The sequence below is a fragment of the Haladaptatus sp. R4 genome, assembly GCF_001625445.1.
Lineage (GTDB): Archaea > Halobacteriota > Halobacteria > Halobacteriales > Haladaptataceae > Haladaptatus.
This window is the reverse complement of the sequence record NZ_LWHG01000004.1, coordinates 52450-76882: the sequence shown is the minus strand read 5'-3', so window position 1 is coordinate 76882 and position 24433 is coordinate 52450. Positions and strand designations below refer to the sequence as shown.

Genomic DNA, 24433 nt, shown 5'->3' with positions numbered 1-24433 from the left:
CCTGCGATTAACTCGTTCCCGAACCAACCCGTCAGGAGATGTCCTTCGACCCCGAGGCGGGTTCGACGGTGACGTTCGACTCGTACAGCACGCTGGTTGACGTGGATGCGGCGGAGAAGTGCTCGCCGAGCGCGTGTCCGACCCCGAACCGATATCGAAACTGTGGCGCGCCCGGTCGCTCGAATACACGTTCGTCGCCAACCACGTGGACGCTTACCAACCGTTCTACGAGATGAACCGCGACGCGCTCGAATACGCCCTGTCGGCCCACGACGCGGACATCGGGGGCGACGAACGCGACGAAATCCTGTCTGTGTACCACGAACTCGACGTGTTCGACGACGTACGCGACGGCATCGAGCGACTGCAAAACGGCGGGTACGACTGCTACGTCGTCTCCAACGGAAACCCCGAAATGCTCGACTCGATGGTCGAACACGCCGACATCGGCGATTTGCTGGAGGACACCATTAGCGCCGACGAGGTCGGGACGTTCAAACCGGACGCCGAACTGTACCGCCACGCCGCCGACCGAATCGGGACGCCGGTCGAGGAACTCGCACACGTCACCGCCGGGTGGTTCGACGTGATCGGCGCGAAACACGCCGGACTGCAAGGGGTGTGGTTGAATCGAAAGGACATGCCGTGGGAACCGTTCGACGGCGAACCGGACCTGACCGTGGACTCGATTCACGACGTGGCCGACGAACTGGGCGTGTGAGGGGTGGTGAGTGAGGAGAGATGAGGTGAGGGGGAGGCCGATTGCGGAAGCCGAGCATACCGTACCGAAACATCGTTTTACGCGTTCACAACCGTCGGACGAGTCGCGAAAGTGCCTCGGAACCGTCCCGTAGGATCGGTTGACCGTGGCCCATGCAGAGGAGTTCGAGCGGCGGAACCGTACCCGCAAACCGCCGGATACTGCGTTTGATTTGGCGGGTATCGTAGGAGTCCCACCATTCGGGCGGCGTCAACGACCCGCCGCGTTCCCAGACGAGGTCGCCGAGAAATCCGACCCCCAGTTCGTCGTGGACGTAGGCCGTGTGACCCGGATTGTGGCCGGGGGTGTGGTGGGCCGTGAACCCGCCGATACGCGTGCCGTCGTCCACGGAACGCACATCGAGTCGGGACGGAATCGAGACGAATCGACGGACGAAGCGGTGAAACGCCCCCTTGTGGTGGAACAGCGGCGGGTCGTAGATTCCGGCGAGGAGGTCGGCGTCGCGTCTGCCGACGAACACCGGCGCATCGAGGTCAGGAAGGTCACGGAGGCCGCCGACGTGGTCGATGTCGTAGTGGGTGATGAGCACGCGGTCGATGTCCGCGACACGGAATCCGGCGTCCCCGAGTTCGCGGCGCAGGCCGATCCACGGGAGACCGGCGTCCACGAGCGTTACGGCACCGTCACGCGTTGCCGTCCCGTCGTCCACGAGGAAGGCGTTGGCCCCGACGACGGGGATTCCGAGTTCGAGCAGCCACACGCAGGGTGCGAGTTGCCGAGCCATATGCTGAGACCACTGCGCTGGACCGTAATGTTTCGGAGAGTATTCGAAGCGCCAAAACCCTGATCAGTGAGACGGAGGTAGGTCGTCGTATGAGTCCGGTTCGGCTCGACAACGTCGATAGGGGGATACTCCACGCGCTACAGAACGATGCCCGAAACAGCACTGCGGCGGAGATGGGGAAAGAAGTCGGTGTGTCGGCGAGTACCGTCAGAAACCGTATTCAACGATTGGAGGACGCGGGAATCATCGAGGGGTACCATCCGGATATCAACTACGAGAAGGCAAACTACCAGTTACACGTTCTCATCGTCTGTCGTGCCCCTCCATCCAACCGTTCGAGGCTCGCGGATCGAGTGATGGAGATAACCGGGGTCGTCACCGTCCGAGAGTTACTCACCGGGACCGAAAACTTGCACGTCGAGGCCATCGCCGTCAACTCCGACACGGTGGACACCATCACCGAACAGATAGACGAAGCTGGGGATGGACATCGTGAGCACTGACATAATAAAAGTGGAGCGTACCCAACCGTTCAACCACTTCGGACAGGAAGTCGTCGAAGAGTAACGGACGGGGAGATTCCGTCAACCGTTCGCACCCACGAGTTGTGGAAACCGGCGTGAAAACGGTGATCGAGTACAGAATCCGCAACGATAGGGGAAGGAATTCCACAATGAATTTTTCCAACACAGGCCCGTTACTAGGTGTATGATTGCTGATTCCGGAACTGAGACGTCCGCTACACGACCACCTGGCGAACTGTCGGTCGATACCGTTCTGCGCCTCGTCGCGGACCGGCGGCGACGTTTCGTCATCGATCGCCTGAAACGGCACGATTTCGCGCTCACGTTGGCCGATTTGGCCGAGGAAGTCGTCGTCGCGGAGAACGACGTTCGACTCCCCGACATAGACGAACAGGAGGTGTTACGCGTGTATCTGAGCCTCTATCACAACCATATTCCACGGTTGAGCGAGCACGGTGTCGTGGAGTACGAGCAGGAACGGGATTTGGTCGGACTGTCGGACGATACCGGTCCCGTAACGGATCTACTATCCGTTCTGGCGGAGAACGGATTCGAGCGATAGCGAGGGACGTCCATCGGTCCGAATGAGGGAAACGTTCGGTCAATAACCGAACCGTTCGGCGCTATCTGTATTCGACCGAAACGGCGGTTCGAGCGTCGCTCGTTCCGCGAACGTATCGAACGCCGCCGTCACGAACGACGTCGAAGAGGCGAAACGAGACGACGAGTCGGCCGCCGGACACCGTCGCCCGGAGAACCGGTCCACGGCTTGTCACGGCCACGTACGGCGGCGCGGGAACCGGCGTGGCTCGAAGCGAGAATCCCGCCGCCCCCGCCGCACCCGCGAGCACGTCGGGGAATCGCGCCAGCAATCCGGATTCGTGCAATTCTCGCCTGAGGGGACCCACGACGGCGCTCCGGTCGGTCGTCGAATCGTCCGCCCATCCTTCGGCGACCGTATCGGCACACCGAAGGAGAGCGGAAACCGTCCCCTCGTGTTCGGAACGGAGGAACTCACGGACGGCGCGTTCCACGTCCGTTTTCGGATCGGGCATCGAGTCCGTTTCTGGGTCGGTTTCCGGGCCGGTCATCGCTCGAATGAGCGGCGTCGGACCACAAAGTGGTGTCGAACGATAGCCCGTCACAGAGTGAACGTTTTTATCGGAAATGGGGAAAACCACACTGGAAATCGACCGCCGTAGGGGCTTCCCTTCCGAGATGGCGGGCATCGACGAACGGAACGTCTGAAAACGAACGCCCCAAGTCCGGCGGGTACGTAGCTCGGCCGTGAGCGACGAATCCACGAAACCGCTACGGGTCTCGGACGCCGACGAACTCGACTCGGTCATCACGAGCCACGACCTCGTGCTGGTCGATTGCTACACCAACGGTTGTGCGCTCTGCCAGGCGATCGAACCCGTCGTCGGGAACGTGGCCCGCGTGACCGACGCGACGGTCGTGATGGTCAATCCCGGCGACGACATCTCGCTGGTCGAACGATACGATATCCGGAGCGTACCGACCCTCTTGCTGTTCGAGGACGGAGAACTCGTCGGGCGAATGGCCGACGGGTTCCAGGGAACGGAGGCCGTCGTCCAGTTCGTGGAAGGAACGAAAGGGGAGTAAGAAAACAGCTTACCGACGAACGAACGCGACAATACCCGTGACGACAGTCGCGATGACGATGGGGTACGCGGCACCGACGGCAGCAGCCATCGTCGTATCCAGGTGTGCCATAGTCCCCGAAGGAGAGATACCCAACAAGATCGAGGAAGGAACGGTAACGAAAAGCGCACCGACGATAGACAGGACTACGTATCCGACGGTGACGCTGGCACCAGAGTAGACGACTGTTTCGACCAATCCGTCGAGTCGATTTCGAACGGCGAAAACGGCGCTCACGACACCGATCGAGAGGACCGGGATGAGTTGATAGACGAGCGGTGGAACGGTCGGGTCCGGGGTTTGCGTAACCAAGTTGAGCGAGATGTTGCCGATGGCAATCGGAACGAACTGAGCGTTGTAGAAGACAAATCCAAACAACTTGAGTTCGATAACCGTGTCACTTTTGCCGATACTCGCAGGACCGAAAACGAACAGTGCGGCGACGAGAAGATAGCCGACGAGATACGCGAGGATGCCGAACGAAACCCCACGCGCGCAGAACCGCGCGAGTCGTTTCGACTGCATCGGGGGGGATTCGACGCCCGTCGTTGCTGTTGACTCCATGTTCTGTTTCCCATGATGGAAATTATATAAATATTTCGATGTGTTTATTCTTCTATTTGGCGAGTCTCCACGATTTACGGGACGTAGCCCGTCGGTTCTGTGAATGAATTCGGGAGGAGTTGGCTGATATCTGTCATTCGTGTCCGAAAGTCCGAAACTGCGTAACGCTACTGATCGAGCACCCGCAATGGTAACAATTGACACGAGGCAAAAAGCCTATAAATAACGGAACGGTATCGTTTAACACAGATGGTAGTTGAAATGATTCCGCTGTTCGGGCCGATTCCAGGTGGAGCAGAACTCGTCGTAATTCTGCTCATCGCAGTTCTCCTGTTCGGTGCAAACAAGATTCCGGAACTCGCACGTTCCACGGGTGAGGCGATGGGTGAGTTCAAGAAAGGTCGCGAAGAAGTCGAGACCGAACTCCGTGAGATGCAGGACTCCGGAACCCAGACCCAGACTGAAACCGAGACGAACCCGACGGTCGAAACCGAAGCGGAAGCACAATAAACGGATTGTGGGGGGCAGGGGGAAAACCCGGCCCAACACGGATTTTCACTTTTCAGAACGGATCGATAGCGAAGCCGCGGTCCATCGAATCGCGGTGGTAACCACGACGAGTTGGGGCGACCGGAAATAACCGACTCCGAACAGTGGCCCGTTTCGTTCGCCGACCACAACGGAAAAGTCACTCACCCGCAAACCGAACGGTATGCCCGAGAATACGACGGACGATGAGCCAACGGACGAGAACGCGAATCAGGAGCGTTCCGTCATCGACGAGATTCGTCACCGCCAAGCGGACGACGAGGAGGAAAGCGAGGGGTCGGAAGGGTCGGGGTCGAAACTCCGAACGCTGTTGTTCCTCGGATTCGCGTTCATCGCTGGCTATCTCGTCGGAAAGAGTCGGAGCGAATCGGATTTCGAGGAGCTGGGGGAGTTCAGCGGGGCCGAAGGGGGGCCGATGGAAATCGAGATTCACGACACGGAGAGCGCGACGAAATCGGACGAGGACGACGAAGCGGAAGACGCCGACGAAGCCGCGGAAACTGACGAAACGGAACGCGATGAATCCGCGGACGAAGCGGAAGGAGACGAAAACGAGGGTGGGGACGAAGAAGAGGAAGAGGAAGAGTAACTCAGTATCCGGCGGCGTTGCCGTCCTTCCGCGGTTCGGTCGCGCCGGAGAGGACGCCGTTTTCGTTTCTCACGATCTGTGCGCCGCCGAAGAGCACCGGTGCGAGGACGCGCACATCGTGGCCTTTTCGGGTGAGTTTCGTGCTGAGGTTGCCGTCCATCCGACCCTCGACGGCGAGCGTTCCGTCCTCACGATACCGCCAGCGTGGAAGGTCGAGCGCGGCCTGAAGGGGCAAGCCGTGATCCACGATGTTCGAGATGACTTGGACGTGACCTTGGGGTTGCATGTAGCCGCCCATCACGCCGAAGGCGGCCCAGTCGTCCTCCCCGAACTTCGCCAGCGCGGGAATCAGGGTGTGGAACGGGCGTTTCCCCGGTTCGAGGCTGTTCGGGTGATCCGGGTTGAGAGAACGACGCGCCGCGGTTCTGGAGCGCGATACCCGTATCCCCGGCGACCAGTCCGGACCCGAACCCGGCAAAGCGGGAGTTGATGAACGAAACGACGTTCCCCTCGCCGTCCGCGACACAGAGCAGGACGGTATCCGCGTCCTCGGCGTTCGCGTCGGGGACGCCGAAGGAGACGTCGTGGTTCGCCGTCTCCCCGACGTGGTTCGCGCGCTTTTTCGCCCACGAATCGGATTCGAGGGGTGGGATTTCCTCGTATTCGGGGTCGGTGATGTAGCGGTGGCCGTCGTGGAACGCGAGTTTCATCGCCTCCGCGAAGTAGTGAACTCGCTCGGGGGAATCGATGGGGTGCTCGCCCGCCCCGACCTGTTCGGCGATGTTGAGCGCTTCGAGCGCGATGAGACCCTGATTGTTCGGCGGCAGTTCGTAAATTTCCGTTCCGTTGTAGGTCGTCGAGACGGGGTCCGGGAACTCGGGTTCGAAGTCGGCGAGGTCCTCGACGGTGAGGAACCCGCCCTGTGACTGGACCTCTTCGACGATTTTCTCGCCGATTTCGCCCATCGTACAGCACGTCCGCACCTTCCTCGGCGATTCGGCGGAGGCTTTCGCCGAGACGCGGGAGCGCCATCGTCTCGCCCGCTTTCGGTGCCGTCCCGTCGTTCAGATACGCCTCTCGCGCGTGATCAGTTTTGAAGAGGGTTTCTGCGCCCACCCAGTGCGAGGCGATGACTTCCGAGACGGGATAGCCGCCGATAGCGTAGTCGATGGCGGGTTGGAGCGTGTCGCCGAGCGACAGGTTGCCGAACCGTTCTACCGTCGCTTCCCACCCGCGGGCGGTTCCGGGGACGGTGACGGCGTGCGGTCCGAGAAACGGCATTTCGAGGTCGTCCGTGTCTTCCGAGCCATCGACGGCGTAGCCGCGGTTTTCGGGATACCAGTCCGAAGGGTCGTCGTGGTTCCGCAGTGACGAGCGGACGTTCTCGATGGTCGCCTCGGCGGGCGCGCCGCCGCAACTCCGCATCGCGCCGACGTCCCCGTCGGCGGTGCGATAGAGCGCGAACACGTCCCCACCGAGGCCGGTGCTCGTCGGCTCGACCACGTTGAGCGCGGCGGCGGTTGCGACGGCAGCGTCGAACGCGTTCCCCCCCTGCTGTAGAATCGAGACGCCCGCCTGCGAGGCGAGCGGTTGGCTGGTAGCGACGACGCCGTTCGGTGCATAAACGGTCGAACGTCGCGAAGTAAACCGGTCCAGATCGGGTTTCGTCATACCATGCCATACTCAGAAGTGGTCCTAAAGTACACGCCAAATAGGTCCGGTGTGAGGCACATCCAAGTATGAGAATATACCACAAGTCCGTGTTCCGTTCGCAGTCGAAGCGACGATATTCGAAATCGATCCGACACTTACGACAGGAGCTCTCGCCTCACCAAGACTTATCCTTCCGATACGCCTCAGTAAAAGACGATGGGATTGTTCAAGAACATGGGCCGAAAGTTCGAGGAGTTCAAAAAGACCTCCGAGGAGGTTGCGTCCGAGGGAGCGGAGTACGAGTGCTCCGATTGCGGGAAACTCCTCTACACGAATCACGACGAGTGCCCGGAATGCGGCGGAACCGTGGGAGTGCGGGAGGAAAAAGCGGCCGCCACCGCCGAAGAGGAAGCGAGGTCGGCGGACGACGTGGATGCAGCAGGTACGGAAACCGACTCGGCGGACACGACCGAGGAATAACGACGCGACTTCTCGCTGGTGGTACCCGGTATTTCGTGATCGACGGACGGATTCGATCGGACGAAAACAGGGACGAAAACGTTAGAACCATCGAAATTTGATTTGGAAGACTGACAGAATCGGATACAAAGTTTCAACTCGGTTGGTTTCCTCGATTTAAATATGCGAGAAGTGACGCTCCAGATACGTCACCACGGCGAACCTGAGAGCGACATCAGTGCCGACTACCCGGCGATAACGATCCGCTCCGTCTCGTCGATGACGGGAAGTGCCGCCGAGCGAAAGCGGATCATCGAGATAACCGGACCGGAAGCCTCGATAGCGGGATTTCTGGAGGAATTCGAGGCCGCCGACCCCGTGATCGATGTGGATACGTTGACGCCGCTGGACGTCCCACGAGTTCTCGTCGCAGTCACCATCGACAGTTACCAGTGGGACAGCATCGCACAGCGGTTGACCGACCTGGGCGTTCACTATCGAACCGGAGCGGTCATATCGGCCGGTTGGGAACGCTGGACGCTGTATCTGGCGGAGGACGACGACCTAAACGAGATCGTCGAATCCATCGAACGTCCCGGAAACGAAACCGACCTCGTCCGGAACGTCGAACTCGGAGTGGTCGCCGAACAGGAACAGTTGGAGTTTTCGCGCGTTATCAACGAACTCACCAGCGACAGCGCGAGGTGTTGGGGACCGCCATCGAACTCGGTTACTACCGGCCGAAAAAGGAGACCAGCATCGAGGACATCGCCGATGCCGTGGTATCGCCTCCACGACGGCGTGGGAACACCTCGCCCGCGCGGAGACGAAAGTGATGGAGGAGGTCGGAAAGCACGTCAATTCGAACGCGTTGACGCCAACGATTCGAACGACGCGACCGGTGAGACCGAGAATCTGTTCCTTCGCGTTCTAGTATGCGAGTCGAATGTGTCGGCGATACCGGCAGCGTTTAGTTCCCCATTACCCGAGATGAGGTCGAATGCGAGCGCGGACCGCAATCGTCGTCGTCCTGGTGTTTTGTGCGCTTGCTAGTGCCTCTTTCTATAGTTTAACGAACAAACCGTCCGGGTCCCTCTCGGTGGATTGGACTTCGGACACGCCGCGACCGAACCAGTTGAACCATCACCCGATCGTCGCGGATCGGATCGACGGTGAATCGTATATCCTCGCACCGGTGAGCGCAGTCGCGGGGGAGAACGCGCGGTGTAAGGTGACGATGTTGGATTCGAACGGCACCACGCGGTGGCAGTACGAGATCAACGAATCGGCATGTGCGGTCCACGGCATCGGCGATTCGCTCATCGCGGATGCGACCGGCGACCACCGTCCGAACGCCGTCGCCCCGACGACCGAAAAGCGTCTGTACGTCTTCGACGCCGAAAACGGGAGCGTCGAATGGACACAGAACCTCACGTCGTTCGGCTACGCCGGTCCCGTCGTGCTCACTGCGCCACGCCGCCTCGTCGTTCAACCCGCGTTCGATGGCGTCGTCTTCGCCGATTCCGCGGACGGGACGCTCCAGTGGAAGTACGACTTGAACGACACCGTCTACGCGGAAACGCACGTCGTTCACGTCCCCGGTTCGCCGAATCCGGACGTCGCCGTCGGCTCTACCGCGAAGGTCAGCGTCCTGCGACCGAACGGGACGCTCGAATGGCAGCGTTCCGCACTGGCGACGTGGCTCGCGAAGGGTCGCCTCGACCAGCGGGACATACTCGTCGCGTCCGGAGGGAAGGAAGTGACCGCCTTCACCGCGAACGGAACGAAGCTCTGGCAACGCACGGGAATCGACCGTCCAGCGATCGATCAGGTCACCGACGGGGACGGCGACGGAACGCCGGAGGTCTACGTCGGAAGCGGCGGGGACACGGTCGCCGCGTTGAACGCTCGAACCGGCAAAACCGAGTGGAAGACGACGCTTTCGACCGACGCGAAGTTGCTCCCCGCCCCGGTTACGGGGGACGTTAACGGCGACGGCGACTCCGAGGTCGTCGCGGTGACGAACCACGGTACGGTGCAAGTCCTCGATGCGAGTTCCGGGGAGGTGCTCGCCTCCCACGAGCGGAAGGTGAAGGTCTGGGTGCACCCGACGGTGTGCGATATCGATGGGGACGGCGCGGACGAAATCCTCGTGATGTACGGCGACGGTCGAGTCGTCGAACTCTCGTATCACGACTGAACCGTTTTCACGATTCAAAAGACGGGATCACGAGACGACCGGCTGAGAGATTATCCAGAGCGAGAGCACCGTATAGCCGACCATCAGCGCGACCAGCGGGAGGTGACCGCGTCGCGCCGCCGCGGTGGTTTCGAACCGCTCGACCGCGACGTAATGGGCGGCGACGACGGCGATGACGTGGCCGAGGACGATGAGGACGACCTGCGAACCCCAGAACACCGGAAGCGGGAGCCAAGCGAGGGGGTTCGCGGTCTGTGCGCTCGGAGAGAGGGGATGAACGGCGACGGTGGCGAGTTGGGCGAGGTTTCGAAACACGTAGGGGTAGTTGTGGGCGACTTCGTACGCCGCCGCGATGGGGAGGACCGTCGGTGCGAAGTGCCGCGCCGAACCGAGCCAATCGGGTTCGCGCGTCCGTTCGTCGGAACCGACAACGTAGCCGCCGTCGGTGTTCGCCTCGGAACCCTCCGATGGTCGCTGGTCGGTACCGCCACCACCGAGACGTTCGACGAGGTGACTGCAGAGGCCGAACGAGACGACGAAGACCGAGAGGCCAATCGCGTACAGCAGAATGCTGATCGCCGGTCCGGTCCCCAAGGAGTTCTGCACGCCGACGAGGAGGTCTTGGTACGTCCGGGTGTTGGTGAACCCGTCGAAACTCACGGTGTACACCGCGGCGATGGCGAACAGAACGAGGGACGTATTCCGAACAGGGGTGAGAGTTCCCTGCCACGGCGGTCGGAGGGCGACATCGGTACCGCCGTCGTCGCGCCGAGTGATGGTTATGGACGCCACCCGGCCGAACAGTCGATAGAGAACGCCGAGGGGGTCAGCACGTCGGAACCACTCCGTCCCGTAGAGAAGGCTCCCGGCCACCATGACGAGCGTGTACACCCCGAGGACGGCCGTCGTCAACAGCGGGCCCTTCTTCGGGATATACGTGAGGTTCTCCAGAATTCCGATCACGACGATGAAGCTCGCCAGCGCTGGCCAACTGCCGAGTCGCTCGGGGTACGACCCGAGGACGGCTAGCTCCTCCCCTTCGAGCCACACGAACACACGGTACAGCGCTCGCCACGGGGACAGGACGGGCCACAGCGTGCCGACGAGGATGGAGAGAAGGGCGACACCGTGGAACCAAACCGGCCACGTGAAGACGGTCGCGAAATTCTGGTACTGGTTTTGTCGGCCGACGATTCCGATCGAGAGTGCGGCCACGAATCCGGCGAAGAAGACGAGTCGAGCGCCCAGTCGAAGCGGCATCGAAATCGAGGACGGAAGGAGAAGAACGCACATTCGTCGGGTCGCCGCCGAAGGGGTTCGCTCGGTGACCGCGAGCCATCCGGCCGTCAGCGCGACCATCGCACCGGCACCGAGAAACAGCAGCGGGAGTGGAAGCGGGGAGGCGAATTTACTGGAGGGAATCGAGTGGGCGCTCGCGAGTCCGAGGCAGAATCGGAGCGCGAACACGCCGATCACCACCAGTGAAATCCCGCTTCCGATCCGACGACGATTCATCGTGTATCGCTCGTGTTCGGACGAGAAAAACAACACCGGTTCTCGTTCGCTCCCTCGGGGTACCGATTCGACACGCGTACCAGAACCGCCTTGCGATGGGACTCGGTACTCCCGACAAATGAATCGGCGCAGATTTCTTAAAGCGACGGCGGCAATCGCGACGGGAAGCGTCGCCATCCTCGCCGGTTGTGCCAACGACACGGGCGGAGGAGCGGATTCGACGAAGACGAAGTCTCCGACCGAGACCAACACCGTGCAGATGGTCAGCGGGAGCACGAGCTACTACTTCGACCCCGTCGGGTTGTTCGTCGAGAAGGGGGAGACAGTCACGTGGAAGAGCAAAATCGGTGCCCACACTTCGACCGCCTACGTCGACGGGACCGGTCCCGCGACGGTGACCCGCATTCCGAACGACGCGAGCGGATGGAACAGCGGCATGATCTCCGGGGGAGGGCAGCAGTTCGAGCACACGTTCGACGTTCCGGGAACGTACGACTACTTCTGTATCCCACACAAGAGCCTCGGAATGGTCGGACGCATCGTCGTCGGGAACCCGGGAGGACCGGCCGAGGGAAGTATGCCGCCCGACGGGAAGGTGCCAACGAGTCAGCGAATCGTGAATAGCGGCGCGGTTTCGTACGAGGATTTCACGGAGTGAAACGGATAGCTCTCCCATCCGACTCGGCCTATTTTCCGGGATAACTCGGCGCACCGAACCGTAGCCATACCGCCGTCCACCGATGCGGAACGTAAAGGAACGACCGTGATAATCGACAGAACGAAGGGACGGGAGCGGGTTGCTTCGACTACCATGACAGGCGCTGACGACAGCGGGGGAGAGACGACGAGCGAGGCGTTGGTTTCCGTCCTCGAATCGCTGGGCGTGGAGTACGTGTTCGGCTATCCGGGCGGGCGCGTCATCGAACTGCTCGACGACCTCCCGGAATCGAGCGTGGACGTGGTTCGGCCGCGCGACGAACGCGAGGGGAGCGTGATGGCCGAGATGTACGGCAGGATTCACGGGAAGCCCGCGGTGCTGGCCGGGCAAGGGCCGTGGATCGGCAGCCTCGGCGTCATCGGGCAGATGGAGGCGCGCCTCGCGTCCTCGCCGATGGTCGTCCTGACGGAGGCGAGCGAGCGCGGCGATTACTCGACGCTCGCCCCGTATCAGCAGTCCCGCGGCGACTACGGTGGCCTCTCGCTGCCGAAGATTCTGGACGGCGTGACGAAGGAACACTGGTTCCCGCGCACGCGACCGAAACCCTGCGAAGCGTCCAACTGGCGTTCAAACACGCGACGGCGGGGCGGTCGGGACCGACCGCCGTCATCCTCGACGGAAACGCGATCACGGAGGACGTTCCGGAGAACCCCGTTCCTCCCGTCTGGGACAGCGACGAACAGGTTCGAAACTGGGAGTCGAAGCCGACGGACGAAGACGTGTCCGCGGCGGTCGAGGCGCTCGAATCGGCGGAACGACCGGTCATCGTCGCCGGGAACGGCGTTCACTCCGCGGGGGCCTACGACGAACTCCGGGACGTCGCGGAAGCGTACGACGCGGTCGTAACGACCTCGTATCTGGGCAAGTCGGTGATTCCGGAGACCCACGACCTCGCGGCGGGCGTCATCGGGTCGTTCGGCCACGAAGGCGCGAATCAGGTCGTCAGCGAGGCCGATACCCTGCTCGTCGTCGGGTGTCGAATGAACCCGATGGACACGAACTGGCAGGCACCGTCGTTCATCCGGCCGACGAACAGACCATCATCCACGCCGACATCGACACGCGAAACGCCGGGTGGGTGTACCCCGCCGACGTGGGCCTCATCGGCGACGCGAAGGAGAGCCTCCGGGCGCTTTTCGATGCCGGGAGCGCCGAAAACGACTGGGCACGCGGACGGGCAGAAACGGCTCGGGAGTCGTTTTTCACCGAGAAGTGCGAGAGCGACACCGCGCCCATCAAACCCCAGCGCGCCGTGAAGGAGATAGAGGCGATGGTGGACGAGGACACCATCGTGACGGCCGACTCGGGCAACAACCGATTCTGGCTGTTGAACTACCTCCAGACGCCCGCCGTCCGGACGTACTTCGGGTCGGGCGGCGTCGGCGGGATGGGGTGGTCCGCCCCGGCCGCCGTCAGCGCCGCCATCACCACGGACAAGGACGTCATCGGCGTCGCGGGCGACGGCGGCTTTACGATGACGATGACCAGCGTCGAAATCGCCGTCGAGAACGGCGTCGCCCCGACGTTCGTCGTGCTGAACGACACCAGCCTCGGCATGGTTCGCCAGATGCAGAAAGAAGACGGCGACATCGCGGGCGTCGAGTTCCACGACACCGACTTCGTGAAAGTGGCCGAAGGCTTCGGTGCCGCGGGAACGCGAGTCACGACGCCGGACGAACTGGCCGACGCACTTCGGGAAGGAAAGGAGAGCGACCTGCCGTTCGTCATCGACGCGCGAATCGACCGCGAGGAGGACATGGCCGACCAGTTGGCGTCGTCGTTCTACGCCGAAACCGGCGGACTGCACGAGTGACAACAACCGAGTCGAACACATCACGAAAAAACAGGAAGGAAACCTTTTCCTGCCATCCAGCGAGTAAAAAAACATGGCGCAAAGCGAGACGGTGCTCGTCACTGGCGGAACAGGTTTCATCGGGTCGTACACCGCGAAAGAACTCCTCGAACAGGGGCACGACGTGGTCGCCTACGACCTTTCGACCGACCCGCGCATTCTGGAGAAACTCGGCATCGCCGACGACGTGGATATCCGACGCGGCGACATCACCGACTCGACGGACGTGATTCGCGCGGTGAAGGAGTCGGGTGCGACCCGCATCGTCCACCTCGCGGGACTGCTGACGACGACGGCCCGCGAGAACCCGCGGGCCGGAATCGAAGTGAACGTGCTGGGGACGAACAACGTCATGGAGGCCGCTCGAACGCTCTCCGACCAGGTCGAGCGCGTGGCGTGGGCGTCCTCGGCGGCGGTGTTCGCGCCGCCGACGAACTACGACACCGAGTGGGTGACCGAGGACGACCTCGTCTACCCCGACACGCTGTACGGCGCGGCCAAGGAGTTCAACGAACACCAAGCGAAAGTCTATTTCGAGGACCACGACGTCTCGCACGTCGCGCTCCGCCCGACCGTGGCGTACGGCCCGTACCGCGAAACCGGTGGCTCCGCGTTCCTCGCGAACATCATCGAAAAACCCGCGCTCGGCGAACCGTTCGCGGTGGAGTACGGCGACCAAGTCATCGACTGGCAGCACGTCGAGGACATCGCGCAGGCGTTCCGCCGCGCGGCGTTCACGCCCGACGAGGACCTGAGCCAGCGCGTCTACAACGTCCGCGGCACCGTGGCGACGATTCGGGAAGCCGCCGAGACGGTCGAGGAAATCATGCCCGACGCCGACCTCGACGTTTCCGACGAGGGCGAACTCCCGTGGACCCAAATGCTCGACATGACCGCGATTCAGGAGGATATGGGCTACGAACCGCGCTACGACCTGGAAAGCGGCTTCCGGTCGTACATCAACGTCCTCCGCGAGGAGAACGGGCTGGAAACGGTCTGAGGAGTCTCTGTTTTCGCCGCGGTCGCTGACGTTTTTGGAGAACTGTCGCATCGAGAGTGACCATCCCGAGCCAACGGCGAAATCATTCGAGCATCTATTTAGATAGCTATTCGGATAGCTCTCCAGATATCTCTCCGGATAGCTTTGTGAAAATCCACAAGATGGCGACGAGTCAGCGGCAGAAAACGATAAGAGAGAGACGACGGTTCGATGGAGTAATCTACCGGTATCGGTGGACGCCGGGCAGGGACAGGAGCAAGGGGCAGGGACGGAAACAGGAGTTCGCGGACCGAATGGATTGATAGAAATCTCTCCGGATAGCTATCGAGAAATCCATTTGTGATTCCAAAGAAGCGACCGTGTGAGACGACCACTTCGTCCCGGAGACGCATCCGACGGAACCCCTTTGAGCGATCCGTCACAAGTTTCGGACGATGATTGGTGTCGAGATGGGATGGCGACAACTGCTGTTCGCCAATTGGCCGGTCGAACCGGAAGTCGTGGAGCGAGGGCTACCCGAAGGGTTGGAGGTAGACACGTACGACGGGAAGGCGTGGCTGAGCGTCGTCCCGTTCACGAACGTCGCGGTTCGTCCCCGAGGGCTTCCCGACAGCATCGGGGTGGACCTCCCCGAACTCAACCTCCGGACCTACGTCACGGTGCCGGGGGAGGACAGACCGGCCGTCTTCTTCTACAGCCTCGATGCCGATGGATGGCTCTCCGTCCTCGGCGCTCGGTTGACATTCGGGCTGCCGTACTACAACGCGGACATAAAAATAGTAGAACGGGACGGGGCGATCCGCTACCGCAGTCGGCGCGCGCATCCGGGTGATCAACCGTTGCGGTTCGACGCGCAGTACGAACCGACCGGCGACCGACTCGACGCCGAACCGGGGTCGCTGGCGGCCTTTCTCACCGAACGCTATCGGTTCTACGTCGGCGGCCCGGGTGGAACGATTGCGTACGCGAACGTCGATCACGACGTGTGGTCGCTCCGCCCCGCGACAGTGGAATTCCGGAAGAACGAGATTTTTCGGGCGAACAACTTCGCCGAACCGGACGGGGAGCCGACCTGTTACTACAGTTCCGGCGTTGACATCGTGTCGTCGGGCCGTAAGTGGTTGAAATAAAATCGGGGGTTGCGGTAAAATCGAGAGTTACTGTGTCTGACTGTACTTCTCGACCCACTCCTGGAGCGTGATTCCCATCGCGGACTGGGTGATGGCGTTCGAACTCGCCGAGTTCGCGCTCTTGACGAGTTCGGCTTCGAGCGTCCGGGTCGGAATCTCGCCGAGGAAATGTGGAATCGCTCGCTGGACGGAAATCGGACAGCCGACCTCGTGAGCCAGCGCGTACCCCGACAGGGAGTGGGGAATCTCCTCGGTGGCGTACGTCGGGTCGGGGTCGAGCAGTTGGTCCTCGTCGGCGAAGTCAACGTACTCGTAGCATTTCCCCACGTCGTGGAGCAGACACGCCGCGATGATGGCGTCGTCGTCCGGGTCGGCACCGTGGAACTCGCGCTGTTCCTCCGCCGAGCGCATGGCGATTCGGGTTACGCCCCGCACGTGCTCGACGTTCGTCTTCTCGTGGATGTTCCACGCGTACGGGATGTCCTCGATGTCCTTCCATCCGCCGCGGTCCAGGGCCAGTACCCACGCCTCGATGACCTTCTCGCGCAGTCGTCGTCCTCGATGACTGGAGTTCGGGATACGCGGCCTCGACCTGTTCGCGGTACTCCGGTTCGCTCATGCGGGATGAATTTCGTTCGCGGGAACGTAATGGTTCGTGATGAGAATGTCGCGGGAAGGGCGGTTGTGAAGAGGAGATGTGTTTGGTTCTGGTTTTCTTGTGAACACAGTAATTACGATGAAGAGCCAAAACCTCCCCGCTCGTTCGCTCCGACGAGACGTGTTTGGTGGGGTTGCGATTTCAGCAGCTACGAGGAAGTCGAAAGCCCCCGCCCGCTCGCGGCCGCTGTTGCAGGATATTTTGGCCTCACGCCGCTCGGCCAAAATAGTGGCCTCCACAGCGACTAAAACAAGCGCGAGCGGGCGGCCCCTTTCATTCCACCCAAACAACACACCTGCAACGCACCACACCCTCCCCAGCCGATTCCCTACAGTGCTCCCGCTGGTCACACCTTCGGTCATCCCTCGCGCGGGCGCACTAGCGTACGCCTTCGCGCGCCGTGTTGTTGGGTCATAATCGGTTAGCCCATCTAACTGCACGGCGCGCGCTGACGAAGTGAGGAGGATAGCGAGGAATTGGGTGGGGTGGAGTGTCTTTCGCAGTGCGGAAGCAATCTTCACGCGGCCCGGTACAGGAAATCACGATAAAACCGCGACGGTCGTTCGTAGCGATTTTAGTCTAAGCTACTGTGATGACGCCTCTAACTCAAGGTCGGTGTTTTCTCGTCCTCGCGTTTCGTATCGAAACCCACCTAAACCGCGACAGCAAGATGGAGGTAATGGCCAGTCGCCGCGACGTCGTCCTCTATCTCGCGCTCGCCGCCATCTGGGGAACCGCGTTCCCCGCCACGGAGGCGGCGCTCGAAGGATTTCGACCGGTCGCCCTCGCCGCCGTCCGCTTCGACTTGGCCGCGCTCCGTCCTCCTCGCCGTCGCCGCCGCGTCCGGCCGCTCCCTCATCCCCCGGGGGCGAGGGGACTGGACGCCCATCCTCGTCGGCGGCCTCTTCAACATCGGCCTCCATCACGCGCTCCTGTTCGCCGGACAGCAGTACGTCACGAGCGGCCGTCGCATCGACCCTGTTGGGTCTCGTCCCCGTCCTCACGCCCGTCGTCACCTCGGTGTTCCGCCCGGACGAGTCCATCTCCGCACGAGGGGTCGTCGGTGTCGTTCTCGGGTTCGTCGCGTCGTCCTCATCGCGAACCCGAGCGGCGGACACCTGCTGAGCGACATCGGCGTCTGGTTCGTCCTCGGTGCGCCGTCGCGTGGGTCGTCGGTGCCGTCTTCACCGACGAAAACGACGCCGGACTCCCAGGTCTCAGCCTCCAAGCGTGGAGTGCTCGCCGTCGGTGCGCTGGCCTCGATATCGCCACGTTCGTCGTCCCCGGCCAAGGGTTCGCCGCCGCCACGCCGACGACCACCTCGCTCGCGTGGGTGGGCTATCTCGCCGTCGTTCCCGGTGCCGCCGGGTTCCTCATCTACTTCCGCCTCCTCCACCGCCTCGGCCCCATCGAGATGGGACTCATCGAGTACGTCATCCCGCCCTTCGCCGCCGTCTTCGGCTGGTTCGTCCTTGGCGAGGGACTCACCCCGACCACCGGCGGCGGTTTTCTCGCCATCCTCGGTGGGTTCCTGCTCGTGAAGTGGCCGCGGGTCGTCGGATCGGTGCGTGACTACTTCGACGAGGGAACCGCCGGGAACGCCGAGTCTTCGAGAGCGGACTGAGTGAACGATGACGGGCCGTTGAGAAAATCCGTACGCGACCGCACCGGTCAGACGCGGCCGAACCGATCAGTAGTCTATCCGCGTGATTTCCTCGACGGGCCACTGACTCAGTATCTCGACGCCGTTCTCGCGGACGACGACCATCTCTTCCACACGGACGCCCTGCCGGTCGGCGGGTTCCATCGTCTCGACGGCCATCGTCATGCCCTCCTCGATTTCGATGGGATGGTCGGGCGAGATACCGCGCCAGATGAGCGGCACTTCGTACAGTTGCAGGCCGAGGCCGTGCGCCCAGTGGTTGGTCGTCATCTGCCAGTGGTCGGTGGCGTCGTACCAGTCGGCGTGTTCGCCTCCATGTCGGGGAACCCCTCGCAAATCTCGTCCGTCGTCGCGCCGGGTTCGATGCGTTCGAGCACGTCGTGGAGGTTGTCGCGGGCGATTTCGTAGGCATCCTTTTGGGCTTGGGTGGGTTCACCCATGCTGAACGTCCGGTAGTAACAGGAGCGATAGCCCATGAAACCGATGTTGTAGAAGTCGGCGTAGACGATGTCGCCGGGGCGCATGATCCGGTCGGTGGTGTTGGCTTGGTGTTTCGGCCACGTGTTCGGCCCGGAGGTGACGTAGCCACCCTGCACCATCGCGCCGAGACGCCAGAGTTCGCTGCTGGCTTCGCCCCACACTTCCGACTCGCGGACGCCGGGTTTCGCGGTTTCCGTGATGCGCTGGAACCCGGCCTCACAGAGGGCGGCGACCATCCGCAGGCACTCGATTTCGTCGCGCGTCTTGACCTTCCGGGCGTCCTCCATCACCTTCGCGCAGTCGTCGGTGCGCACGTCCACGCCACGGTCCTCGAACTTCGAGATGAGCGGAGCGTTGCCGATGTCGATGCCCATCGGTTCCTTGGCGACGCCGTACTCCTCCATCGCCTCGTAAACGAGTCCAGCCATCTTGTCCTTCAGCCAGTTTCGGGCCGAATCCCGACCGGACGCTCGCGGGACGTTTCCGAGTCCGGGGCAGGCGTAGCGGATGTCCGAAATCCACGGACAGTTGAACTTCTGGTTGCTCGCGTGGTCGGCGGTGTCCCAGTGGACGATGTCGCCGTCCTCGGTGAGAAGGGTGTAGTGGTCGGCACCCGACCCGCCGGTCATGGCGAGTCCCGTCACGTAGCGGACGTTCGGGTCGTTGATGAGGAGCATGCTGCCCAATCCCGCCTCGCGCATTCGTTCGAGAGCGCGTTCCTTTCGCTCCTCGCGCATCCGCTTCATGTCGATCCGTTCCTCCCAATCGACGCCCATCGTTCCGCGCGTCCCTTCCATGAAACCGCGTTGATAGAACCCCATGATTCTCGTTACTCCGAGGTTTGTATTGAAAGTAGGTGACTTACCCGTCGGTGCTCGGGGGACGCACTGCCATATCGGGTGGGATTTTCGCCGCTTCGAAACCACTTGTGAACATCGGAAACGGTGGTGTGACACCGGAAATAGTGGTGTTAACGGGGGAGTTGCTCGGAACGGATTCACGTTCGAAAAAAGGGGACGGGAGCGGCTTCGGGTGCTTTATGATACCACGGATTGTGTCCTCGAATGAAATGTACAAACACGTTGCCCTGCTGGTTCGAAAGGACGATATGAGCCACGAGGAGTTCGTGGAGTACTGGCAGAACAATCACACGAAGATCGCACGTGATATCGAGGGCGTCGTCAAGTACAGCACCGTCCTCCCGGTGACGCCCGACGCCGCGGAGTTCGACGGACTCGCCGAACTGTACTTCGAGGATTTGGACGCGCTCCACGACGCCCTTGGCAGCGAGGGCAACCGCGATTACGACCCCGAGAAGGGCAAAGCGAAGGAAGCCCGCGAGGATGTCGATAACTTCCTCGACGTGAACGAGCGTCCTCGCTTCATCGGCGAAGTCGTCACCCAGAAGGACGAAACCGCAGCGCGAGGTACCGACCGCGAGGACGACGTGAACGGCGACACCGACGGCCTGTACAAACACAGCGCGTTCCTCGTCCGCAAGGACGGCATGACCCACGAGGAGTTCGTGGACCACTGGCAGAACAACCACACGCCCATCGCCCGCGAAATCGAAGGCGTCGTCAAGTACGACACCGTCCTCCCGACGGACCCCGAGAACGCCGAATTCGACGGCATCGCGGAGTTGTACTTCGAGGACCTGGACGCGCTTCACGACGCGCTCGGCAGCGAGGGAAGCCGCGACTACGATCCCGAGAAGGGCAAAGCGAAGGAGGCCCGCGAGGACGTGAACAACTTCCTCGCGCTCGAAAAGCGTCCCCGTTTCATCGGCGAGGAGACGGTCCAGAAGGACGAGACGCAGGAGTGAGGCGGAGAGACGAAGCGAGTTCGGTTCTCGGCAATTGTAAACGGATGACGGTCAGTCGAATCGCACCACGTATTTTTGTCAGTTGCTCCCGTTTTCAGGCGCATGCGTGTGAGCGCGACCCTGTTGGTCGTCTGTCTCGTCGTACTGGCCGGGTGTACCGGGGGCATCGGATTCGGGCAGGAGCGTGGAAACGGGGACGAACATCGGACGACAAAGGTCGAAGAGACCGTCGGTGCCGCGTTCGTCGCGGGTGAGAACCGGACGGCGGTGACGCTCGAAGTCGCGAACTCGCCGAGCGAGCGCGAACACGGATTGATGTACCGAAAATCGCTGCCGAAAAACCACGGGATGGTGTTCGTCTTCGGCAACCCGCAGATACAGTCGTTCTGGATGAAGAACACGCTGATTCCGCTCGATATGATCTTCGTCGGCCCGGACGGCACCGTCCTCAACGTCGCCCACGCGGACACGCAACCGAACGCGAGCGATTGGAAACTTCGGGAGTACCGGAGCGACGGGAACGCGAAGTACGTCGTCGAGATGCGACAGGGGTTCGCAAAGCGGGCGGGCATCGAGTCGGGGACGAAACTCGTGTTCGAGGACGGAACACCGACGACCGAACAAAGCTGACTTTTCGTTCCGCAACACGAGTTGTGATTCATCATCGTTACCACGGAGCACGGCGAACCCCCATCCGGGGGAGACAAATGAAGATTCGGCCAGCGAACGAGGACGATTTCGAATCGGTTCGGGACGTCGCACGTCGTGCGTGGAGCGACGCCTACGCCGAAATCATGGACGGCGAGAGTATCGACGGAACGATTGCCTCGTGGTACTCCGACGACTCGCTAACGGATGCAGTCGAGCGACCGGGGACGATATTTCTCGTGGCGACCAGGGACGACGACGTGCTCGGTTTCTGTCACGCGATGTGTCACGAGGATGAAGGGGACCTGCTCCGACTGTACGTCGATCCGGACCACTGGGGGGATGGCATCGGAAGCGCGCTGTACGAGCGGTTACGGAGCGACTTGCGCGACATCAACATGAAACGAATCCGGGCGATGGTGCTCTCGGAGAACACGAGGGGAACCGGATTTTACCGGCGGTTAGGGTTCGAGAAGAGCGACGAGGCGACGGTGGAAATCGGCGACGGGGAGTACGGGGAATCGGTATACACGGTCGCACTCTGAGTAAGAACACAAAGCATTTACCACATCCCCGTCAATTCTCGCGTACCTCGGGTAGGGGTACACGAGGTATTTCTTTATCTACACGGGTAGCGGCGGCTATTCCGACCAATCGTCCTCGAACAACTGATACGCGCTGGCGAGGTTGAACAGCAGTTGGCGCTTCGACCCGCCCGCATCGAGCGCAGTCGCGGTGGCGTAAACCACCTCCGAGTACTGGATGGTCTCCTCGGATACCGTCGAATGGTCGGGACCGAACTCACCCTGCGAAAACGACGCTCGAACCGCCGCGCGTTGCTGCCCTTCGAGAAGTTCGAACAGTCGCCAGTAATCCACACCGGCACGGCGTGCATCCACCAAGGCGGCGCACAATCGCCGTTCGAACCGTCGTTCCGGTGATTCGGCCGCTCCGTCGTCCAACCCGAGGGCGCTCCGTATCTCCGCTTCCTCCTCGTCACCCATGTCCGAAAGCTGTGAACTCAGCTACTTTACCATTTTGGATAATCACATCAGAATTTCGTTAGGTGGTAGCGCATTCGTCACGACAGCCGATGAAGAAACGCCCGTAACTCGGCGTATGCGGGGTCGTATCGCTCGCGGAAGATGCAGTGACCGGCGTCGGGGATGTGAACCAATCGCCCATCGGACAGGTTTTCGGCGATGTCGAGATCTTCGGCCCGCGTCTCCGTATCGGCGTCCGCCTTGAGCACGAGCGTCGGACAGGTGATATCCGCGAACGCCCTCTCCAGACGGGGATAGCCTTCGCGCGGTATTTCGGCGATTTGCGGGCGACATTCCGTGTTCGCAACGGCGAGGCGACGCGCCAACCCGGGATCACAGTTCGGATGGTCGCGTTCGAGTTCCTCAAGCGTACTGTTCGACCATTCGCGGACGTTCTCACGAACCGTCTCCGCCCGCTCGTCCGGACCCATATCGGGCGGTCCGTACATCCCCGCGGGGTCTTCGAGAGCGATCGCACGCGGGAGGTCGGGGTGCGTCGCGGCCGTCCACGCCGCCGTCGAGCCACCCATCGAATGGCCGAGCAGGATCGGGTCGTCGAGGGAGAGCGCTTCGACGAGTCCGACGAGGTTGGCGACGCGGTCCTCGATTCCGTACCCCGATTCTGGGGCCTCGGACCGACCGTGACCGCGGGCGTCGTACGTCACGATGTCGTACTCGTCCGCCAAATCGGCCACCAGCGGTTCCCAACATCGACCGTTGGCGTAGAAGCCGTGTGCCATGACCAACGACGGTCCCTCGCCGGTGCGGTAGTACTGTAAATCGACTCCGTTCACGGGACGGGAGTCCGTCGTCCAGTCGTCGGGAAGATTCATACGAGAACAGGTCGGAACGAACCCAAAAACGTATCGACCGGAAAATCAGTTGAATCGGTCGAATCGGTCGATTCAGTCGAGGTCGCGAAACGCGCCGACGAAGTCGTCGTGGCTGTCAAGGTCGTCTCGGGAGTCGTCGACGGACTCACGAAGTCGCTCGACTTCCGCCTGCAGTTCCTGATACTGCTCGTTCCGGTGGAGTTCGTCTTCGTCCTTCTCCGTTTCGAGGACGGCCTTCTTGGAGGCGAGCGAGAAGTATTCCTGCATCTTCGCGTCGTATTCGACCCGCGTCAGCATTCCACCGACGGTCGTGTACAGGTCGTCCTTCGAGACGGGTTTGACGAGATAGTCGTCGAATCCCATATCGATGATGTCGTAATCGGGTTTGACGGCAGTCACCATCACGACTCGGGAGTGAAGTTCGCGGTTTCGAAGTTCCGCGAGCACCTCGTCGCCGGAGAGACCGGGCATTCGTCGGTCGAGCAAGACGACATCGACCTCGTCGTCGAGCATGTCCAGCGCCTCACGGCCTTCGTACGCTCGCTGAACGTCGTAGGAGTCCTCTAACCACGTCGCATAGAGGTCGGTTACGTCTGCCTCGTCATCGACGACGAGTATCGTTGGTTCTTCAACAGCCATGATTGGATTCGAGTGTGCCGGTTTTTCCACCGAACGGAATTTGTTAATGAACCATTCGCTAAAGCATCTTTATATCTTGTGGTTACGAAATCCAAGAATAGTTAAATATGTGCTTAAGCATCCGGTCTAGCATACATTCACCAATACCGGAATAAATAACAGGGATGACTCCGAAGAAAGGACTGGTATGCCGAACTCCAGTGGTCGATTTTGCCGGACGCTCCGGCAGTAACACTACCCCCCAAGACCGATTCGAACGGCTCATCGAACTGCCACCGAGTGCGAAACTCGTCTATCGGGTTCTCACGGACGAAGCGCCGATGACACAACAGCAGGTTCGGACGGATGCCTTGCTACCGGCACGCACGACACGTGATGCACTGATGAAACTCAAAGAGGAGAACCTCATCGAGGAACGGTTATATCTTCCCGACGCTCGAAAGCGACTCTACGCACCACTCGAAGTCGTGCGACCCGACGATGTGACGGAGTAGCTAAACCTCCCATTCTTGCGAAATATAGGAAGAATAGTCTCGTGAGTGTAAAGTATAGATAAACGCACCGGGAAGGTGCGTAGCCTGACTGATAGTCGTCAACACGTTCCGCCACCGTCCCCAACGAAAACAAAAAGCCCTCGGCTATTCGCGGTTCGGCTTTCCATTACAAGTGCATTATATAGCAAGGGCCGGTCGGACGGCGCCGTCCCATTCATGGTCGTTCG

25 protein-coding genes and 5 pseudogenes are annotated in these 24433 nt (G+C 61.4%); 19 read left to right on the top strand and 11 right to left on the bottom strand.

The features are described 5' to 3' along the window. Positions 1-38 precede the first annotated feature (38 nt). Positions 39-721: pseudogene (locus A4G99_RS02265) on the top strand (haloacid dehalogenase type II). Positions 722-806: 85 nt separating this feature from the next. On the opposite strand, the gene A4G99_RS02260 reads toward A4G99_RS02265, so the two are convergent. Continuing rightward, positions 807-1505, bottom strand: coding sequence for an MBL fold metallo-hydrolase (locus tag A4G99_RS02260; RefSeq protein ID WP_066138917.1), 699 nt, complete (start codon positions 1503-1505; stop codon positions 807-809). An 89-nt stretch (positions 1506-1594) separates the two neighbouring features. Here A4G99_RS02260 and A4G99_RS02255 point away from each other — a divergent pair, with 89 nt between their 5' ends. Continuing rightward, entirely contained in the window at positions 1595-2008 is a 414-nt protein-coding gene (locus tag A4G99_RS02255; protein WP_223301612.1) for an Lrp/AsnC family transcriptional regulator, read from the top strand. Positions 2009-2213: 205 nt separating this feature from the next. Next, entirely contained in the window at positions 2214-2591 is a 378-nt protein-coding gene (locus A4G99_RS02250) for a hypothetical protein (RefSeq protein WP_066138914.1), read from the top strand. Positions 2592-2652: 61 nt separating this feature from the next. Here A4G99_RS02250 and A4G99_RS02245 read toward each other — a convergent pair whose 3' ends face one another. Continuing rightward, on the bottom strand, positions 2653-3120 hold the full coding sequence (locus tag A4G99_RS02245; protein WP_223301611.1) for a hypothetical protein: 468 nt from the start codon (positions 3118-3120) through the stop codon (positions 2653-2655). A 196-nt stretch (positions 3121-3316) separates the two neighbouring features. Here A4G99_RS02245 and A4G99_RS02240 point away from each other — a divergent pair, with 196 nt between their 5' ends. Then, positions 3317-3655, top strand: a complete 339-nt coding sequence (locus tag A4G99_RS02240; RefSeq protein WP_066138911.1) for a co-chaperone YbbN — start codon at positions 3317-3319, stop codon at positions 3653-3655. 9 nt (positions 3656-3664) lie between these two features. On the opposite strand, the gene A4G99_RS02235 is transcribed toward A4G99_RS02240, so the two are convergent. Further along, a complete protein-coding gene (locus tag A4G99_RS02235; protein WP_223301610.1) occupies positions 3665-4258 on the bottom strand; it encodes a hypothetical protein in 594 nt (197 codons plus the stop codon). Between the two features lie 249 nt (positions 4259-4507). Here A4G99_RS02235 and A4G99_RS02230 point away from each other — a divergent pair, with 249 nt between their 5' ends. Together A4G99_RS02230 and A4G99_RS02225 are read left to right on the top strand one after the other, a co-directional pair. After that, positions 4508-4768, top strand: coding sequence for a twin-arginine translocase TatA/TatE family subunit (locus A4G99_RS02230; protein WP_066138908.1), 261 nt, complete (start codon positions 4508-4510; stop codon positions 4766-4768). Between the two features lie 202 nt (positions 4769-4970). Further along, positions 4971-5396: a hypothetical protein gene (locus A4G99_RS02225; RefSeq protein WP_223301609.1), complete on the top strand. Its 426-nt coding sequence runs from the start codon at positions 4971-4973 to the stop codon at positions 5394-5396. A 1-nt stretch (position 5397) separates the two neighbouring features. On the opposite strand, the pseudogene A4G99_RS02220 reads toward A4G99_RS02225, so the two are convergent. After that, positions 5398-7067 (bottom strand): annotated as a pseudogene (locus A4G99_RS02220) (gamma-glutamyltransferase family protein). Positions 7068-7265: 198 nt separating this feature from the next. On the opposite strand from A4G99_RS02220, the gene A4G99_RS02215 reads away from it, so the two are divergent. From A4G99_RS02215 to A4G99_RS02205, 3 genes are all read left to right on the top strand, one after another. Continuing rightward, the gene (locus tag A4G99_RS02215) at positions 7266-7529 is read left to right on the top strand and encodes a hypothetical protein (RefSeq protein WP_066138905.1); all 264 of its coding nucleotides are present in this window, start codon (positions 7266-7268) and stop codon (positions 7527-7529) included. A gap of 162 nt (positions 7530-7691) precedes the next feature. Continuing rightward, entirely contained in the window at positions 7692-8561 is an 870-nt protein-coding gene (locus A4G99_RS02210) for a hypothetical protein (protein ID WP_223301608.1), read from the top strand. 46 nt (positions 8562-8607) lie between these two features. Continuing rightward, positions 8608-9708 carry a PQQ-binding-like beta-propeller repeat protein gene (locus A4G99_RS02205; RefSeq protein ID WP_190303664.1) on the top strand — a complete coding sequence of 367 codons (1101 nt, stop codon included), beginning with the start codon at positions 8608-8610 and terminating at the stop codon, positions 9706-9708. 27 nt (positions 9709-9735) lie between these two features. On the opposite strand, the gene A4G99_RS02200 is transcribed toward A4G99_RS02205, so the two are convergent. Then, entirely contained in the window at positions 9736-11223 is a 1488-nt protein-coding gene (locus A4G99_RS02200; protein WP_066138967.1) for a hypothetical protein, read from the bottom strand. Positions 11224-11341: 118 nt separating this feature from the next. On the opposite strand from A4G99_RS02200, the gene A4G99_RS02195 reads away from it, so the two are divergent. The 4 genes and pseudogenes from A4G99_RS02195 to A4G99_RS02180 all read left to right on the top strand — a co-directional run bounded on the left by A4G99_RS02195 (position 11342) and on the right by A4G99_RS02180 (position 15923). Continuing rightward, positions 11342-11881 (top strand): plastocyanin/azurin family copper-binding protein, encoded by a 540-nt coding sequence (locus tag A4G99_RS02195; RefSeq protein WP_066138899.1) that lies wholly within the window; start codon positions 11342-11344, stop codon positions 11879-11881. Positions 11882-12034: 153 nt separating this feature from the next. Further along, a pseudogene (locus A4G99_RS29340) lies at positions 12035-13754 on the top strand (thiamine pyrophosphate-binding protein). 73 nt (positions 13755-13827) lie between these two features. Further along, entirely contained in the window at positions 13828-14793 is a 966-nt protein-coding gene (locus tag A4G99_RS02185) for an NAD(P)-dependent oxidoreductase (protein WP_066138896.1), read from the top strand. A 434-nt stretch (positions 14794-15227) separates the two neighbouring features. Beyond that, positions 15228-15923, top strand: coding sequence for a YqjF family protein (locus A4G99_RS02180; RefSeq protein WP_066138893.1), 696 nt, complete (start codon positions 15228-15230; stop codon positions 15921-15923). Positions 15924-15950: 27 nt separating this feature from the next. On the opposite strand, the pseudogene A4G99_RS02175 reads toward A4G99_RS02180, so the two are convergent. Both A4G99_RS02175 and A4G99_RS26645 read right to left on the bottom strand, forming a co-directional pair. Continuing rightward, positions 15951-16542 (bottom strand): annotated as a pseudogene (locus tag A4G99_RS02175) (HD domain-containing protein). Between the two features lie 691 nt (positions 16543-17233). Beyond that, complete coding sequence (locus A4G99_RS26645) at positions 17234-17494, bottom strand: hypothetical protein (protein ID WP_223301604.1); 261 nt, start codon at positions 17492-17494, stop codon at positions 17234-17236. A 68-nt stretch (positions 17495-17562) separates the two neighbouring features. On the opposite strand from A4G99_RS26645, the gene A4G99_RS26640 reads away from it, so the two are divergent. Further along, a complete protein-coding gene (locus A4G99_RS26640) occupies positions 17563-17706 on the top strand; it encodes a hypothetical protein (RefSeq protein WP_223301603.1) in 144 nt (47 codons plus the stop codon). Beyond that, complete coding sequence (locus tag A4G99_RS26635) at positions 17645-18205, top strand: DMT family transporter (protein ID WP_223301602.1); 561 nt, start codon at positions 17645-17647, stop codon at positions 18203-18205. Before A4G99_RS26640 ends, A4G99_RS26635 begins: the two co-directional genes overlap by 62 nt. A 66-nt stretch (positions 18206-18271) precedes the next feature. Here the strand turns inward: A4G99_RS26635 and A4G99_RS02165 are convergent. Further along, positions 18272-19545: pseudogene (locus A4G99_RS02165) on the bottom strand (M24 family metallopeptidase). Positions 19546-19793: 248 nt separating this feature from the next. On the opposite strand from A4G99_RS02165, the gene A4G99_RS02160 reads away from it, so the two are divergent. The 3 genes from A4G99_RS02160 to A4G99_RS02150 all read left to right on the top strand — a co-directional run bounded on the left by A4G99_RS02160 (position 19794) and on the right by A4G99_RS02150 (position 21742). After that, on the top strand, positions 19794-20549 hold the full coding sequence (locus A4G99_RS02160; protein WP_066138891.1) for an EthD domain-containing protein: 756 nt from the start codon (positions 19794-19796) through the stop codon (positions 20547-20549). Positions 20550-20651: 102 nt separating this feature from the next. After that, complete coding sequence (locus A4G99_RS02155; RefSeq protein WP_066138887.1) at positions 20652-21179, top strand: DUF192 domain-containing protein; 528 nt, start codon at positions 20652-20654, stop codon at positions 21177-21179. 77 nt (positions 21180-21256) lie between these two features. Then, complete coding sequence (locus A4G99_RS02150; protein WP_066138884.1) at positions 21257-21742, top strand: GNAT family N-acetyltransferase; 486 nt, start codon at positions 21257-21259, stop codon at positions 21740-21742. Between the two features lie 96 nt (positions 21743-21838). Here the strand turns inward: A4G99_RS02150 and A4G99_RS02145 are convergent, their stop codons facing one another. From A4G99_RS02145 to A4G99_RS02135, 3 genes are all read right to left on the bottom strand, one after another. Beyond that, positions 21839-22201, bottom strand: coding sequence for a hypothetical protein (locus tag A4G99_RS02145; protein ID WP_066138881.1), 363 nt, complete (start codon positions 22199-22201; stop codon positions 21839-21841). A gap of 77 nt (positions 22202-22278) precedes the next feature. Continuing rightward, positions 22279-23073, bottom strand: a complete 795-nt coding sequence (locus A4G99_RS02140; protein WP_066138878.1) for an alpha/beta fold hydrolase — start codon at positions 23071-23073, stop codon at positions 22279-22281. A gap of 72 nt (positions 23074-23145) precedes the next feature. Beyond that, positions 23146-23712: a response regulator transcription factor gene (locus tag A4G99_RS02135; protein WP_066138874.1), complete on the bottom strand. Its 567-nt coding sequence runs from the start codon at positions 23710-23712 to the stop codon at positions 23146-23148. 164 nt (positions 23713-23876) lie between these two features. Here A4G99_RS02135 and A4G99_RS02130 point away from each other — a divergent pair, with 164 nt between their 5' ends. Beyond that, on the top strand, positions 23877-24206 hold the full coding sequence (locus tag A4G99_RS02130) for a hypothetical protein (RefSeq protein WP_223301601.1): 330 nt from the start codon (positions 23877-23879) through the stop codon (positions 24204-24206). Positions 24207-24433 lie beyond the last annotated feature (227 nt).